The 15469-nt window shown below is 73.3% G+C and carries 13 protein-coding genes; 8 read left to right on the top strand and 5 right to left on the bottom strand.

The features are described from left to right. The first annotated feature begins 33 nt into the window (after nucleotides 1-33). Nucleotides 34-684: a response regulator transcription factor gene (locus HY68_RS30510; RefSeq protein ID WP_041997906.1), complete on the top strand. Its 651-nt coding sequence runs from the start codon at nucleotides 34-36 to the stop codon at nucleotides 682-684. Nucleotides 685-730: 46 nt separating this feature from the next. Here the strand turns inward: HY68_RS30510 and HY68_RS30505 are convergent, their stop codons facing one another. After that, nucleotides 731-1171 (bottom strand): nitroreductase family deazaflavin-dependent oxidoreductase, encoded by a 441-nt coding sequence (locus HY68_RS30505; protein WP_041997904.1) that lies wholly within the window; start codon nucleotides 1169-1171, stop codon nucleotides 731-733. 117 nt (nucleotides 1172-1288) lie between these two features. Between HY68_RS30505 and HY68_RS30500 the strand changes: the two genes are divergently transcribed. Continuing rightward, on the top strand, nucleotides 1289-2446 hold the full coding sequence (locus HY68_RS30500) for an ROK family transcriptional regulator (protein ID WP_041997902.1): 1158 nt from the start codon (nucleotides 1289-1291) through the stop codon (nucleotides 2444-2446). A 92-nt stretch (nucleotides 2447-2538) separates the two neighbouring features. Here HY68_RS30500 and HY68_RS30495 read toward each other — a convergent pair whose 3' ends face one another. Together HY68_RS30495 and HY68_RS30490 are read right to left on the bottom strand one after the other, a co-directional pair. Then, nucleotides 2539-3303 (bottom strand): GntR family transcriptional regulator, encoded by a 765-nt coding sequence (locus tag HY68_RS30495; protein ID WP_041997899.1) that lies wholly within the window; start codon nucleotides 3301-3303, stop codon nucleotides 2539-2541. Nucleotides 3304-3375: 72 nt separating this feature from the next. Continuing rightward, complete coding sequence (locus tag HY68_RS30490; protein ID WP_041997897.1) at nucleotides 3376-4332, bottom strand: DMT family transporter; 957 nt, start codon at nucleotides 4330-4332, stop codon at nucleotides 3376-3378. A gap of 47 nt (nucleotides 4333-4379) precedes the next feature. On the opposite strand from HY68_RS30490, the gene HY68_RS30485 reads away from it, so the two are divergent. Further along, entirely contained in the window at nucleotides 4380-5834 is a 1455-nt protein-coding gene (locus HY68_RS30485; protein WP_041997895.1) for a PLP-dependent aminotransferase family protein, read from the top strand. A gap of 2 nt (nucleotides 5835-5836) precedes the next feature. Here HY68_RS30485 and HY68_RS30480 read toward each other — a convergent pair whose 3' ends face one another. Next, nucleotides 5837-6247, bottom strand: coding sequence for a VOC family protein (locus tag HY68_RS30480; RefSeq protein ID WP_041997893.1), 411 nt, complete (start codon nucleotides 6245-6247; stop codon nucleotides 5837-5839). 161 nt (nucleotides 6248-6408) lie between these two features. Here HY68_RS30480 and HY68_RS30475 point away from each other — a divergent pair, with 161 nt between their 5' ends. The 5 genes from HY68_RS30475 to HY68_RS30455 all read left to right on the top strand — a co-directional run bounded on the left by HY68_RS30475 (nucleotide 6409) and on the right by HY68_RS30455 (nucleotide 14684). Continuing rightward, nucleotides 6409-7794, top strand: a complete 1386-nt coding sequence (locus HY68_RS30475) for an SWIM zinc finger family protein (protein ID WP_198533453.1) — start codon at nucleotides 6409-6411, stop codon at nucleotides 7792-7794. Continuing rightward, on the top strand, nucleotides 7791-10490 hold the full coding sequence (locus tag HY68_RS30470) for a DUF6493 family protein (RefSeq protein ID WP_041997889.1): 2700 nt from the start codon (nucleotides 7791-7793) through the stop codon (nucleotides 10488-10490). Before HY68_RS30475 ends, HY68_RS30470 begins: the two co-directional genes overlap by 4 nt. A gap of 73 nt (nucleotides 10491-10563) precedes the next feature. Continuing rightward, nucleotides 10564-11928, top strand: coding sequence for a GNAT family N-acetyltransferase (locus HY68_RS30465; protein ID WP_041997887.1), 1365 nt, complete (start codon nucleotides 10564-10566; stop codon nucleotides 11926-11928). A gap of 125 nt (nucleotides 11929-12053) precedes the next feature. Then, the gene (locus HY68_RS30460; protein ID WP_041997885.1) at nucleotides 12054-13736 is read left to right on the top strand and encodes a DUF885 domain-containing protein; all 1683 of its coding nucleotides are present in this window, start codon (nucleotides 12054-12056) and stop codon (nucleotides 13734-13736) included. Nucleotides 13737-13826: 90 nt separating this feature from the next. Continuing rightward, entirely contained in the window at nucleotides 13827-14684 is an 858-nt protein-coding gene (locus HY68_RS30455) for an ATP-grasp domain-containing protein (protein WP_041997883.1), read from the top strand. Between the two features lie 42 nt (nucleotides 14685-14726). Here the strand turns inward: HY68_RS30455 and HY68_RS30450 are convergent. Continuing rightward, the coding region (locus tag HY68_RS30450; protein WP_041997882.1) for an SbcC/MukB-like Walker B domain-containing protein at nucleotides 14727-15469 on the bottom strand (743 nt) is incomplete at its 5' end.

Below are 15469 nucleotides of genomic sequence, written 5' to 3'. Positions count from 1 at the left end.
CGCACTGGACGGCAGGGCCGCCGGGGTGCGGGCATGACGGTGACCGTGCTGCTGGTGGACGACGAGCCGCTGGTCCGCGCGGGGCTGCGGGCCGTGCTGGAGGCGCAGCCCGACATCACCGTGGTCGGCGAGGCGGCGGACGGCGCCGCCGTGATCCCGCTGGTGCGCTCCTTGCGTCCCGATGTGGTGGCGATGGACGTGCGGATGCCGCTGATGGACGGGATCGAGGCGACCAGGGCGGTCCTGCGGACGGTGTCGCCGCCGCCGAAGATCCTGGTCGTCACGACCTTCGAGAACGACGAGTACGTCTACCGGGCGCTGCGGGCGGGCGCCGACGGCTTTCTGCTCAAGCGCGCCCGCCCGGCCGAGATCGTGCATGCCGTGCGGCTGATCGCGGAGGGCGACTCGCTGCTGTTCCCCGCCGCTGTGCGCTCACTCGCCGCGGAGTACGGCAACGCCGAGGCGCGCAGGGGGCTGGCCGCCGCCGGGCTGACCGGCCGTGAGGCGGACGTGCTGCGGCTGATGGCCCAGGGGCTGACGAACGCGGAGATCGCCAGGCGGCTGGTGGTGGGCGCGGAGACGGTGAAGTCCCATGTGAGCGCGGTCCTCGCGAAGTTGGGGGCGCGGGACCGCACCCAGGCGGTCATCACGGCGTACGAGTCGGGGTTCGTCGCGCCGCGCTGACCACCGGGGGGGCAGAGCTGACCACCAAGGCGGAGGGTGGTTGTGCTCAGCCGGCCACGCGGCGCAGCCGGACCACGGGGATGTCCCGTTCGGTCTTGAGCTGGTAGTCGGCGTACGGCGGGTAGACGTCGACCAGTCCTGGCCACACCCGCGCCTTCTCGTCGGCCGGCAGCGTCTCGGCGTGTGCGGCGAACCGCTCGGCGCCGACCTGCACGCGTACATCCGGGTTGTCCGCCAAGTTGACGTACCAGAGCGGGTGTTCGTCGGCGCCGCCCTTGGAGGCGACGATCAGGCAGTCGTCGCCGTCCCGGCCGTAGATGAGGACCGTACGGCGCCACTGGCCGGTCCGCCGGCCCCGGTAGTCGAGCAGCAGACACGGCGAACCCTTGAAGTCGCCGCCCTCGGCCCCGTCCGATTCGGCGTACAGCCTGGCCTGGTCCGCGACCCAGCCGGAAGGGCTGACAACGGGATCTTCGTCCTGCGGCATGGGTGATCCTCCGGATCGTTCGACGGTTGATATTCGCCTACCCTCCATCGGCACTCGCCCGGTACGCAACCAACGAGTAGCATCCGGACACACCTGTACGAGCTGGGAGGGCACACCGTGGGGCGGTTGACCGGCGGAGACCCTTCCCTGCTGCGGAGGATCAACTCCGCCGTCGTGCTGCACGCCCTGCGCGGCGCCGAGTCCCCCACCCTGACGGATCTGACCCGGATCACCGGGCTGTCCAGGCCCACGGTCGAAGGTGTGATCGAAGGGCTCATCGAGGCGGGGCTCGTCGTCGAGACGGCGCCGGAGGAGGGCGAGACCCGTAAGCAGGGGCGGCCCGCGCGCCGGTTCCGCTTCCGGGCCGAGGCGGGGCATCTGCTCGGCATCGAGATCGGTCCGCACCGGGTGGCCGCCCTGCTGTCGGGTCTTGACGGCCGGATCATCGGCGCGGGGTCGCGCGAGGTGACGGAGACGGCCTGCGCCGACGAGCGGCTCGACCGGGTCAGGGCGGTCGTCGCCGATGTGCTGCGGCGGGCCGGTGTGGCCCGCAGTTCGCTGCGGGCGGTCGGGGTGGGCAGCCCCGGCATCGTGGAGGCGGACGGGACCGTACGGCTCGGTACGGCGCTGCCGCAGTGGACGGGACTCGCGCTCGGGGAGCGGCTGCGCCGCTCGTTCCGATGTCCGGTCCTGGTGGAGAACGACGCGAACGCGGCGGCCGTGGCCGAGCAGTGGAAGGGCGCCGCCACCGACTCCGACGACATCGTCTTCGTGCTGGCCGGGCTGAGTCCGGGCGCGGGCGCGCTGATCGGCGGACGGCTGCACCGCGGTTTCGGCGGCGCGGCCGGTGAGATCGGCGCACTGCATCTGCTGGGCCGTGAGGCCACACCGGAAACACTGCTGTCGACCACGGACGAGCCGCTGCACCCGCTGGACGAGCACGCGGTGGCCAAGGTCTTCGCTCTCGCCAAGCAGGGCGACGAGCGGGCGCAGGAGGCCATGGAGCGGTTCATCCAGCGGCTGGTGCACGACGTGGCCGCGCTGGTGCTCGCGCTCGATCCCGAACTGGTCGTGATCGGCGGCTGGGCGGCCGGGCTCGACGGCGTACTGGAGCCGCTGCGCGGCGAGTTGTCGCGTTACTGTCTGCGGCCACCGCGGGTGACGCTCTCGCTGCTCGGCGAGGCCGCGGTGGCGACAGGTGCGTTGCGGCTGGCCCTCGACCATGTCGAGGAGCAGCTGTTCGCCGTGGAGGGAACAGTGACGGCCCGCCGCTGAGTGCGGACGGGCCGTATGGGGCAAGACAGTTGTGCGGCAAGGCAGTTGTGCGACGACGCTGTTGAGGGTCGTTGCGACCGCCCGGCAGGAGGTCAGGACGCCTGGCGCTCCGGGGGCTGGTCGGTGATCTGCAGGTCACCGGAGTCACCGAAGGTGAGCCGGCAGGTGTCCGCGCGGTAGGTGGCCATCGACACGGCGGCCGTGCGGCCTTCGGCGATGTAGCGGGTGGTGACGACGAGGACGGGGGCGCCGGGCAGCCGGTCGAGCTCCCTGGCGTCGTCGGCGCGGGCCGAGCCCAGCTCCACGGCGCGGTCCTGGCCTTCGAGCCCCAGATGCTGCAACTCACGCAGCACGGCGCGGGCCCTCGCGGGCCCTGACGGGGTGTCTATGGCGGACAGTCCCGGCACGGACGAGGCGGGTACGTACAGCAACTCGGCGGCCACGGACTGGCCGTGGGTGACCCGGATGCGCCGTACGACATGGACCTCTTCGCCGGACGGCGAGTCGAGCAGCTTGGCCACGGCGGTCGGCGCCGGTTCCGTCACACAGCCGATGGGCTGCCAGGCGTCCTGGTCGGCGCCGGGCCATTCGTGCTGGGCGGTGGAGACGTCCACGCCGACGCGCGGCGGGGCGACGGTGGTACCGACCCCGCGCCGGCGCTGCAGCCTGCCTTCCAGCTCCAGCTGTTCCAGCGCCTGCCGGAGGGTGGCGCGCGCCACGCCGAACCTGGCGGCGAGTTCGCGCTCGTTGGGCAGCACCTCCCCCACGGCGAAGTCGGTGTCGAGCGCTTCTGCGAGCACGGTCTTCAGATGCCAGTACTTCGGCTCCGGCACCGTTTCCAGCTGCGTGGTCCCCACCCTGATCCTCCGCAATCGCCGTGTCCCCGGCGGGTTTTCCGTGCCCTTGTTTATTAAAGGTTCCTGCACTAACTAATGACGATAGGGCGGCTCAACCCTTTGGTCAAGACCAATCCCCCGGCCGTCGTACGCGGTCCTTCCTGCACGTACCCGTCCTGTGAGCACCCCGGAGCCCAGCGCGACTCCCGCTCCGACGAGCAGACTCCCCGCCGTCTGTGCGACGCCGTACGAGCCCGTGCCCACCAGGGGCGCCGAGAGCGCGGCCGACACGGGGATGAGGCCGGAGAAGAGCGTGGCCCGCTCGGCGCCGATCCGCTGCAGACCCAGGTACCAGCAGAGGAAGCCGACGACGGTCACCACGACCGCCTGCCAGAGCAGCGCCACGGTCTCCACCCCCGTCGGCAGCGGCGGCGGCCCGCCGTCCACGACGGCGGAGACCAGCGCCGCCTGCACCGCGGCGACCCCGCAGACGGCGGTGGACAGCAGTCGCGGACCGAGCGGACCGAGCGGTCGCAGGACGGGTACGGCGATGACGGCGAACCCCGTCTCGCCCGCCAGCGCGCCGACCGACCAGACGATGCCCGGCAGATCCGTACGGCCCCAGCCCTGGACGACACAGGCACCGGCGGCCACCAGCAGCGCGCCGGAGACGACAGGCGTGGTGGGCCGGCGCCGGTTCAGCAGCGGGAGCAGTACGGCGACCACGACCGGCGCGCAGCCGACGAAGACACCGGGGACGGCGGGTTCGGCGGTGCGCTCGGCGGCCAGGATCGCCAGGTTGAACCCGACCATGCCGACGGCGGCGAGCGCGGCGATCCTGCCCCACTGCCGGGCGGTGAGGGTACGCAGCGTGGCCAGGGCGGGCCGGCCGGTCAGCGGCAGGAGCAGCAGGCAGGCGACGCCGTAGCGCAGGGCCTGGCCCGCCGCGTACGGGTAGTCGCCCAGCAGGCTGTTGGCGGTGAAGGAGGCGCCGACGAGGACACAGGCGAAGGCCGCGAGGAGCGCCCCGCGTACGGAGGTGGCTGTCATGGCACCGACGCTAAGGATCACGGCGGTCCGGTTTAAGGTCCATTCCCATGGCACCATCGGGGACCAATGCGCGCACCGTGGCCTGGGAACTGCTGCTGCCTGCCGTGGCGGCGCCGCAGCGCGGCCGGGGGCGCGCCCTGCAGTCGGCGCTCCGTGACGCGGTGCGGTCCGGGCGGCTGACGGCAGGCACCCGGCTGCCGTCGAGCCGTGAACTCGCCGCCGATCTGCGGGTGTCACGCGGTCTGGTCACCGAGGCGTACGAACAGCTCACGGCCGAGGGGTACTTGCGCAGCGGCCGGGGCGCGGGCACCTGGGTGGGCGGAGCCACGAGAGCCGCGGCGCTGCCGGCCCGCGATCTGGCGCCGCGCGCTCCGGTGGCCTCCGCGGACTTCCGGCCCGGCACCCCTGATCTCTCACTCTTCCCGCGTACGGCCTGGGCGGCGGCGCACAAGGCGGTGCTGGCCCGGCTGCCCCACCACGTACTGGGCTACCCCGATCCGCGCGGGCTGCCTGAGCTGCGTACGGCACTGGCGGCGCTGCTGGCCAGACGGCGCGGGGTGGCGGCCGACCCGGAGCGGCTGATCGTATGCTCGGGGGTCGCGCAGGCGATGACACTGCTGGGGTTCGTGCTGCACGGGCGGGGGCTGCGGACGGTGGGTCTTGAGGACCCGGGCAGCCCCGAACACGCGGCGCTGTTCGCGTCGGCGGGGCTCGGCGCCGTACCGCTGCCGCTGGACGAATCCGGCCTCGATCCGAGCCAGTTGGGACGGTCCGGGGTACGTGCCGTGGTGACCACGCCCGCCCACCAGTTCCCCACCGGCATCGCGTACTCGGCGGAGCGCAGGGCCGAACTCCTCGACTGGGCCCGGTCCGTGGCCGGTTTCGTCGTGGAGGACGACTACGACGGCGACTTCCGCTACGACCGGGCCCCGGTGGGCGCGTTGCAGGGGCTCGATCCGGAACGCGTCGTCTACACCGGCTCTGTGAGCAAGTCGCTGGCCCCGGGGCTGCGGCTGGGCTGGCTGGTGGCGCCGCGTGAGCTGCTGGACGAACTCGTCGAGCGCAAGCGGACGATGGACCTGGGCAATCCGGCGCTGGACCAGGCCGTACTCGCCGACTTCGTCCAAGGGGGCGGCTACGACCGGCAGTTGCGCCGCTGCCAGCGGGCGTACCGGGAGCGGCGCGACACACTGGTGGCGGCGCTGGCGGAGCACTTCCCCGGCACGGAGGTGTCGGGGATCGCCGCCGGGCTGCACATCATCGCCCGGCTGCCCGCGCGTTACGGCCCCGAGGACGCGTTCGTGCGCCGGGCCGCAGGGGCGGGCGTCGCGCTGCGGACGCTGGCGGAGTGCGGGGCGGCGGGGCGCGGGTGGTCAGCGGCCGCCGACGGCTCCGTACGGCTGGTCATGGGGTACGCACAGCTCACCCCGGCCGAGATCGTGCGCGGGGTGCGGACGCTGGCCGGGGCGGCGGGCAGGGGGACGGGCGGCGCGGCGCGCTGAGATCAGGAGTTGGACCAGTCGCGCACGCTGAGAACGAGCCGGTAGCCGTCCGGGTCCTCGATCGTCACGCCCCACTCGTTCCAGTACGGGTTGGGCGACGCGACCCGCCGGCCGCCGTGCTCCACCAGCCTGGCGACCAGTTCGTCGGGCACCGCACCGGCCAGATAGATCACCAGCAGGTCCTCCTCGGTGGGACGCGGCTCGACGGGCGCGGCCGGCTCGTGGACGAGTTCGAGATGCCAGCCCGCGTCCGGCCAGCCCAGCATCAGCAGGGCGTGCTCGCCGGGCGCTTCGCCGCCCTCGGCGCGGTAGACGGGGGTGAGGCCGAGGCCCGACACCCAGAACCGTTCGGCGGCGGCGAGGTCCCTGGAGGGGCGGGCGATCCTGATGTGCGCCTGGCCGCCGATCGGCATGCGGGGCTCCGTTCGTCTCTTCGGTGGTACGGGTGCTGCCTGCCGCCACCGTAGGCGGCGGACGATCACCACGTCGATCGGCCGATGGTCCTCGGCCTTGCGAACGAGCACCGGCGCTCGCCGCGGGCCGATTGTCAGTGCCTGGCTCTAGCGTCTTCCCCATGACGCGATCCATGCAGGCACTCGCCTATTCCCGTCCGTCCGCGCTGGAGAGCGCGCCTGACGGCCAGTTGCTCGGTCTGGAGACTTCGGGCGGTCTGACGCCCCGTGGGGCGCAGGCGCATCCCCAGTTCTTCACCGGTTTTCTGACCTCGCCGCGGACGGCGGCGCAGGGGCTGCTCGCGGTCGCCGATGTGGCGGCAGCGCGCTACTACCAGCCGATGCTCCGTGCCTCGCTCGACCCGGTGGTCACGGGCAACGGGGACCGGTTGCGTTTCGAGTCGTTCTCCGGGTGCTGCGGTGTGTACGCCAGGCTCGATGTGCTGCGCGCCGGTCTCGACGGCGCGGACACCGGCCACGGCACGACCAATGTGGATGTGAACAACCCCCTGCGTGAGGCGCTTTCCCGGCTGGCGGGCGACGATCCGCTGCATCTGCGGGTGGGCCCTGACGAGATGGCGGTGACGACGCTCGACGGTCCTGTGGTCGAGAAGAAGGTGCCGCTGCCCGACCGGTGGCTGCGCGGGTTCGCCGAGGCGCAGGTGGCTTCCGCCGCGTTCGACCTGCGGGCCGAGCTGTCCGCCGCTGAAGCGGTGCGCTTCCTGCGGTCCCTGCCGCGCCCTTCGGGCCGGTCGGGCGGCGCTTCGCGCGGCGCGATGTGGGTGATACCCGCCGGCCGTACCCTGCGCCCGACGTCGCGTCCCGTGCCCGGCGCCGTCTGTCTGCCGGGCCCGGAGCGGCTGGCCGCGCTCCAGCGGGTGCTGCGGGACGCGACGGCGCTGCGGGTGTACGGGCCGGTGGCCGACGGCGCAGCCACGGCGAGCGCGTGGGAGGTGACGCTGCCGGGGATGCGGCTCACGCTGACGCTGTCGCCCGAGGTGGCGCGCGGCTTCTCCGGTGAGGGCGGAGTGCTGGAGGCGCTGGCCGCCGACGAGTCGGCCGAGGACGCCGAGCTGGTGTCCGTACTGCTGGCCTGGGAGCCGGCCATCGAACCGGCTGATCTCGCGGTGCGCGCCGGGCTGAGCGTGGCGCGGGTGCGCGCGGCGCTGACCAGGCTGGGCTCGGCGGGCCGGGTCGGGTACGACATCGCGGACGCCGCGTACTTCCACCGCGAGCTGCCCTACGACGCCGGCCGGGTCGAGCGGCACAACCCACGGCTGGCCGCCGCGCGTGCGCTGATCGCCGAGGGGGCCGTACGGCTCGAAGGCGAGCTGGCGTCGGTGGCCTCGGGCGAGCGGCGCTACCAGGTGCGGGAGGCGGCGGGTGTCCTCAGCTGCACCTGCGCCTGGTGGGCGGGGCACCGGGGCGGGCGCGGTCCGTGCAAGCACGCGCTGGCCGTCCGGATGGCGCGCCGCGGCGCGGTTCTGGTCTCGGGCGGTGCGCGATGAGTGAGCTTCTTGACGCGGTGCGGGCCGGTGACCACGAGTCCGTTCCCGGGCTGGTCAAGCCCCTGACACCGGCGGACCGCAAGGCGGCGCTCGCGGAGCTGAAGGCGCTGCGCTCCGAGGTGCGCGGCTGGCACTGGGACCGCTGGCGGGAGCGGTCGCGGGTGCAGCGCGCCCTGCTGGTGGCGGGTGCCGGCTGTCTGACGGGGGCGGCGGCGGCCGCCGCCTGGATCGGGGCCCGCGATCTGCGTAATGGCGACCGGGCGCCCTGGGGCCTGGCCGATCTGCTCGCCGACCGTGATCCTGCCTGGCTCGGCGAAGTGGCCCGCAGGCTCGCCGAGCGCAACTCGACGGCGGAGGACGACTTCTCCCTCATCCGGGAGCTGAGCGAGCGGGCCGGCACGCCGCTGCCGGACACGGACGCGGTGGTCCGGGGCTGGGCCGACACGGTCGGGGACCGCGAGCGGTCCCTGCTCGGCGGGCTGCGCAAGGACACGCACGTGACAGCGTTCGTGCCGCGGCTCTTCGAGCTGGCCGAGCTGCCCAACGGCATCAGCTGGCGCACCGACGCGCAGGACCCGGACCACTGGCCTTCGCTGCTGGCGGTCCTGGCCGAGGAGGGGGTGGTCGAGCGGGACATGCTGGTGGACGCCTGCGTGGCCCGGCTGCTGCGCGGGGGCCGGCCGCGCGAACAGGTCTTCTTCCTCAATGTGGCCAGGCGGCTGGGGCTGAGCCCGGCGGAGGAGACGGCGCACACGGCCGACTGGATCGGGATGGCCGCCGACGGTCCTTCGGCGGTCGCGGGCTACGCCCATGGGGTGCTCGCCCGGATCGCGGCCGACGGCGCGCTGCCGGTCCGCAGCCTGGCCGACATGACCGGGTCGGTGCTGTTCCGGCCGGAGAAGAAGCTGGTGCGGGCCCAGTTGGTGCTCGTCGGCAAGGTCCTGCGAAGCGACCGCGGCGCCGCTGACGAGTTGCTGCCGGTGCTGGCCGATGCGGCGTTCGGGCATCAGGACACCGACGTCCAGGAGCGTGCGCTGAAGCTGGTGGCGCGTTGTCTCGCCGACGTGGGCGAGGAGTCCCGGCAGGCGGTGGCGGCGTCGGCCGCGCTGCTGAGCCCGGTCCACCGGGCGCGGGCGGTCGAGCTGTTCGGCGAGCAGCCGGCGGCGGGCGCCGGCCTCGTGTCGTACGAGGAGATCCTGCCTCCCGTGCCGCTGCCGGTACGGCTGGCTCCGGCGCCTTCGACCGTCGCCGAGGTGGTCGAGGAGGTGGTGGTGCTGTCCGGCGGGCGGGACGGTGACACCGTGTCGTTCGAGCGGACCCTCGACGGGCTGGTCAGGCTCGCCTACCAGGACACGGCTGCGCTGACCGCAGCGCTGCGTGACGCGCTGGCGGACCGTTGGTGGTTCAAGGGCGAGACGCGGATCGGCTCCGACTCGTGGTTCGTACGGGCGGCCGATGTGGGCCTGGTCGCCGCCGCGTTGCTGGAGAAGGTGTCGGCGCGGACGCTGACGATCGTGAAGTCGCGGTGGACGGCGAACGGCAAGTGGTGTGCGCACGAGGCGCTGGACGGTGTGCTCAACGCACGGCTGCGGGAGGTCGCTTCGCTGATCAGGACAAGACCGCTGCCCTTCCTGCTGGCCACCCCGACCTGGGAGTCCGGGACGCTGGATCCGGATGTGCTCGTGGAGCGGCTGCGTGAGTACCAGCGGCTGTGCGCCACCCCCGCACCGGTCGACTTCGCCCAGGCGCTGCTGCGGGTGCGGCGCGGCGGCCGGCCGGAGACTGCCCGCGCCGCCGCGGCGCTGGGCACGCCCGAGGCGCGCCGGCTGGCCGACTGGCTCAGCGGCGAGGGGACACCGGTGCCCGCGCTGGTCCGTGACGATTCCGAAAAAGCCGTCGGTTCTGCGGCAGGTGGCGAAGGGCTGGTGCCGAGGACCCGCCGACTGCTGGCCGGTACCCGTGAACGGCGGGTGGTCGAGAAGGACTTCCCCCGTGAGTTCCACTGGCTGGGCCGGTCGGACGTCGAGGTGGCGCGGTACTGCTACCACTGGAGCGGCGGCCGGAACACCAACTGGCCCGCGGTGCTGCCCGAGAACAGCGAGGTGCTGGCCCACTGGCTGCTGCCCGGGGTCGAGGGCTGCGCGGCGGACGCGCAGCGGGGCGGTACGTGGTGTCTGCCCGTGCTGGCGGAGATCGCCGAGCTGCCGGGGCCGGGACCCTCGCTCCATCTGGCGCTCGCGTACGGGCTCGGTGCCCGGCACCCCGGTGACCGGCTGGCGGCCGTGGACGGGCTGCTGATCCTGGCGGCCCGTGGCGGTCTCGAAGGGAAGCTGCTGGGTGAGCGGCTGGGGGCGCTCGTGGACCAGGACTCGGTGAAGCTGAACCGGCTCACCGACTCGCTCCGTACGGCGGCGGAGAGCGGCGCGGCCGGCACCGTCTGGTCCGTCATCTGCCCTGCTCTGCCCGCACTGTTGGCCCCGGGGACCAAGCGGACGGGGCTCGGGGAGATACTGGCGGTGGCGGCCGACTGCGTGGAGCGCTGCGGCGCCGCCGGCGAAGCGCCGACCGGTCTCGCCGCGCTGGCCGCGCGGGGCGGTGGTTCGCGGGTGACGGCTCAAGCGGCCCGGCTGCTGGCCGCGTTGGGGCAGCGGAACGATCACTCCACGCCAAAAACGGTTAAAACCAGCCTAAACTAAAACAGACCCATCCTTAACCCATCAGTCACAAACCGTTCGTGATCGCGAAACACCGCTCGGTCACAGTGGTCCCATGACAGATGTGACTTCGGCGAAGAGTTCCCGCCGCCCCCACCACTGGCGGCGGGATCTGGTCGAGCTGGCCGCCCTGTTCACCGCGGTGGCGGTCGCGGACGCCATCGCGAACACGATCGCGCATGTCCCTGACGGGGTCTTCCTGCTGGTGGCCTCGGCCGTGGCGCTCGTCGCCACGGCCACGTTCCACACCTGGTGGGCACGCAGCCACGGTCACGCCCCACCGGAACGGGCTGCGGCGGCCGAAGAGCCGGACACGTCCGACGAGCCGACCGCGCTGTGGCGGATGCGGACGACGGTGCGGGACGAGCCGGGCACGCTCGCGAAGCTGTGCACGGCCCTCGCCACGCACCGCGTCGACATCCTGACCCTCCAGACGCATCCCCTGGCCGACGGCACCGTCGACGAGTTCTTGCTGCGCTCCCCCGCCGCACTCCAGGCGAGCGACCTCAGCGCGACCGTCTCGGCGGCGGGCGGCTGCCGCACCTGGATCGAGCGGGCCGACGCCCATGACCTGGTCGACACCCCGACCCGGGTCCTCGGCCTGGCGACCCGGACCGCCCTGGACGCGGCGGAACTGCCCCTCGCCCTGCGCCAGTTGCTGGGGCGCTGCACCATAACGTCACGGCCGGCCGTCTCCGTCACCGGCCGTCCGACCGGCGAGTTCGCGCCGGTCGAAGGCGTGCTGGACGGTACGTCGATGCGACTGCGCGACCCGAACGGCGGCACGATCGGCGTGGAGCGCCCGTATCTCCCCTTCACACCGACCGAGTTCGCCAGGGCCCGCGCCCTGGTCGAGCTGGACGCCCGGCTCGGCCCCCGGATCCCGCGCGGCCAGCAGCCGCTCACCCTCCCGCAGGGCGAGGAGATCACCGTCCGCAGGGCGGACGAGGACGACCTCGAAGCGGCCCTCGCCATGCACGCGCGCTGCTCCGAGCGCACCCTGGGGCTGCGCTACCACGGCCCGGTCGGAGACGCTGACCGCTATCTCACCCATCTGCTCTCGCCCCGGTTCGGCCGGACCCTCGCCGTCTGCACGACGTCGGGCCGACTGGTCGCTCTCGGCCATCTGCTGTGGGACGGCGAAGAAACCGAGATCGCCCTGATGGTCGAGGACGCCTACCAGCAGCGCGGTATCGGCGCCGCCCTGCTCGCCCGGCTGACGGAGCTGGCCGCCGAGGCCGGCTGCGCGCATGTGTACGCCGTCACCCAGTCGTCCAACACGGGCATGGTCGCCGCCATGCGCGGCCTGGGCCTGCCGCTGGACTACCAGGTGGAGGAAGGCACCCTGGTCGTCACCGCCATGCTGGACCCGACAGCCGTGCACTCGCTGCCCCCGCACGGGGACTCCGGACGGCGCTAGGCGCCCGGCGGGACGGCGCGGCGGGGCTCGCGTGGAGTGCCTGACAGGGACCCGGCAAGGGTGTGTGACAAGCCAACGACCGGCATTGATGTGACGCGGCCGGTCGTGTTCGAGAAGATGTCCCCATGTCAGACACAGCCGGCAGCGCGCTGCCCCGCCAGGTCGCCGACGCCTACGTCGACGCACTCATCGAACTCGACCCCATCACCGGCACCGTTCTGGGCGTCCCCGAGAGTTCGGCCCGCCTTCCCGACTACTCCCCCGCCGGCCGGCAGGCCCTCGCGGATCTCGCCGTCGCCACCCTCGCCCGGCTCGACGCCGCACAGCAGCTGCCCGGCGCCGACAGTGAGGCGGAGGTGCGCTGCGGCCGGCTGCTGCGCGAACGCCTCACCGCCGAACTCGCCGTCCACGAAGCCGACGAGGAGCTTCGCGCGGTCAGCAACATCCACTCGCCCGCCCACGCGATCCGCGACGTCTTCGCCGTCACCCCGACGAACACGGACGCCGACTGGGCGGCCGTCGCCGCCCGGCTGCGCGCCGTACCCGCCGCGCTCGAAGGGTTCCGTGCCTCGCTCGCCCTCGGCCTCGACCGCAAGCTCCCGGGCGGCCCCCGCGCCACCGCGACCATGATCGACCAGCTCACCCAGTGGGCGGGCGACAAGACCGGCTGGTTCGACGACTTCGCCGCCACTGGCCCCGACTCGCTGCGCGCCGAACTCGAACCGGCGGGCGCAGGCGCCACCGCCGCCGTCGTCGCACTGCGCGACTGGCTGCGCGACGTGTACGCGCCGGCCGTCGAGGACGCGCCGGACACCGTCGGCCGTGAGCGGTACGCCCGCTGGTCGCGCTACTTCAACGGCACCGACCTCGACCTGGGCGAGGCCTACGCGTACGGCTGGGCCGAGTACCACCGGCTGCTCGCCGAGATGACGAAGGAAGCGGCGAAGATCCTGCCCGGCGCCACCCCGTGGGAGGCGCTCGCCCATCTCGACGAGCACGGCAAGCACATCGACGGCGTCGACGAGGTCCGCGAGTGGCTGCAGGGCCTGATGGACGAGGCGATCGAGGCGCTGGACGGCACGCACTTCGAACTCGCCGAGCGGGTACGGAAGGTGGAGGCCAGGATCGCCCCGGCGGGCGGCGCGGCCGCCCCGTACTACACCACCCCCTCCGAGGACTTCTCGCGCCCGGGCCGCACCTGGCTGCCGACCATGGGCGAGACCCGCTTCCCGGTCTACGACCTGGTGTCGACCTGGTACCACGAGGGGGTGCCCGGCCATCATCTGCAGCTGGCGCAGTGGACGCATGTCGCCGACCAGCTCTCCCGCTACCAGGCGACGGTCGGCATGGTCAGCGCCAACGCCGAGGGCTGGGCGCTGTACGCGGAGCGGCTCATGGACGAGCTGGGCTTCCTGCCGGACGCCGAGCGCAGGCTCGGCTATCTCGACGCGCAGATGATGCGTGCCTGCCGGGTCATCGTGGACATCGGCATGCATCTGGAGCTGGAGATCCCGGCCGAGTCGCCGTTCCACCCGGGCGAGCGCTGGACGCCCGAGCTGGCGCAGGAATTCTTCGGCAACCACAGCGGCAGGCCCGCCGACTTCGTGGAGAGCGAGCTGACCCGCTATCTGTCGATGCCGGGCCAGGCCATCGGCTACAAGCTGGGCGAGCGCGCCTGGCTGCTCGGCCGGGAGAACGCCAAGAAGCGGCACGGCGACGCGTTCGACGCGAAGGCCTGGCACATGGCGGCGCTGTCGCAGGGCTCCCTCGGCCTCGACGATCTCGTGGACGAGCTGTCCAAGCTGTGAGCTGAGGCCGACCTGAGGCGGCCGGGCCCAGGGGGGTGTCCCGGGCCCGGCCGCCCGCAGTTCCCATACGACTCGGGGGTGGCATCACACATGGGTTTCCTTCTCTGCTCCGATCCGCTGCGGGCCAGCCGGACCGATCCGGCGTTCGCCACCGAATCGGCGCTGGCCAGGTCGTCGGCGGAACGGGTGGCGCTCGTCGACCACGACGCGCTGCTCGCCGGGGACACCGCCGCGGCGCTCGCCCGGGTGCCGCGTGACTCGGGCACGTACTGGTACCGGGGCTGGATGATGCCGCCCGAGGTGTACGCGACGCTGGAGCGCGGGCTCGCCGAGCGCGGCTGCGCGCTGTTCACCGACGCGGCCGCGTTCCACCGCGCGCATGAACTGCCCGGCTGGTACGCGGATTTCGCCGGGCTCACCCCGCGCAGCGTCTGGCAGGCGCGGCCACCGGGCGCGCCGCCCGAGCCGGCGGCGCTCAGCGCGCTCGCGGCCCCGCTCGGCGCGGGTCCCGGCGTGGTGAAGGACTTCGTCAAGTCCCGCAAGCACGAGTGGGACGAGGCCTGCTTCATCCCCGAACTGACCGACCAGGCAGGGCTCGTGTCGGTGGTGGGCCGCTTCGTCGCGCTCCAGGAGGAGTTCCTGGCCGGCGGTGTGGTGCTGCGCGCCTTCGAGCCGTTCGTGGCGGGCGGCGAGGCCCGTGTGTGGTGGCTGGACGGCAAGCCGGTGCTCACCACCGCGCATCCCGACACCCCGGAGCGGGTTCCCACGCCGGAACTCGACGCGGTGGGCGCCGCCGTACAGACGCTCGGCTGCCCGTTCGTGACCACGGACATGGCGCTGCGCGAGGACGGCGCATGGCGGGTGGTGGAGGTCGGGGACGGTCAGGTCAGCGGGCTGCCGGCCGGGGCCGACGCCACGGCGCTGTTCACCGCGCTCGGCGCCCGCTGAGCCGGAGTTCGGACACCGGTCCGGTCAGGCCCGCCGGACCGGTCAGCCGCTGTTCCGGTCCGCGTCCAGGGCGAGGATCGTCGATCCCTGCCGCTCCTTGACGACCTCCAGCTGGGCCGGGATACGGCGGCGCAGATCGGCGACATGGCTGACGATGCCGACGCTGCGGTCCCGTTCGCGCAGCGAGTCCAGGACGTCCAGGACCTCGTCCAGGGTCTGGTCGTCCAGGCTGCCGAAACCCTCGTCGATGAAGAGGGTGTCGAGCCGTACGCCGCCCGCCTCGTCGGTGACGACGTCGGCCAGGCCGAGCGCGAGGGCCAGGGAGGCGAAGAAGGTCTCGCCGCCGGAGAGCGTCGAGGTGTCGCGGGCGCTGCCGGTCCAGGCGTCGACCACCTGGAGGCCGAGCCCGGAGCGCGACCGTCCTGCCGCCCTGGCGTCGGAGTGCAGCAGCGCGTACCGCCCGGCGGACATCCGCTGGAGCCGTACGGTGGCCGCCGCCGCGACCTGTTCCAGCCGGGCGGCGAGCACGTACGCCTCCAGGCGCATCCGGCGTTCGTTGTCGCTGGACGTGCCCGCCGCGAGCCCGGCGAGCCGGGCCACCCTGTCGTACTCCTCGCGCAGCGGGCCGAGCGAGCGCACCTCGCTCTCGGCCTGCCGGGAGAGCCTGGCCAGTTCGGTGCGGCGGTCGTCGGCGGTGGCGCGGGCCGACGACGCGTCGCGCAGGGCGTGTTCGGCCATGTCGTGCGCGGTGCGGGCCGCTTCGGGGTCGGCGGCGGGGCGGGCCG

It is taken from the genome of Streptomyces sp. AcH 505 (assembly GCF_000818175.1).
Classification (GTDB): domain Bacteria; phylum Actinomycetota; class Actinomycetes; order Streptomycetales; family Streptomycetaceae; genus Streptomyces.
The sequence above is the reverse complement of the archived record's forward strand: the minus strand, read 5'-3'. Positions and strand labels throughout refer to the sequence as shown.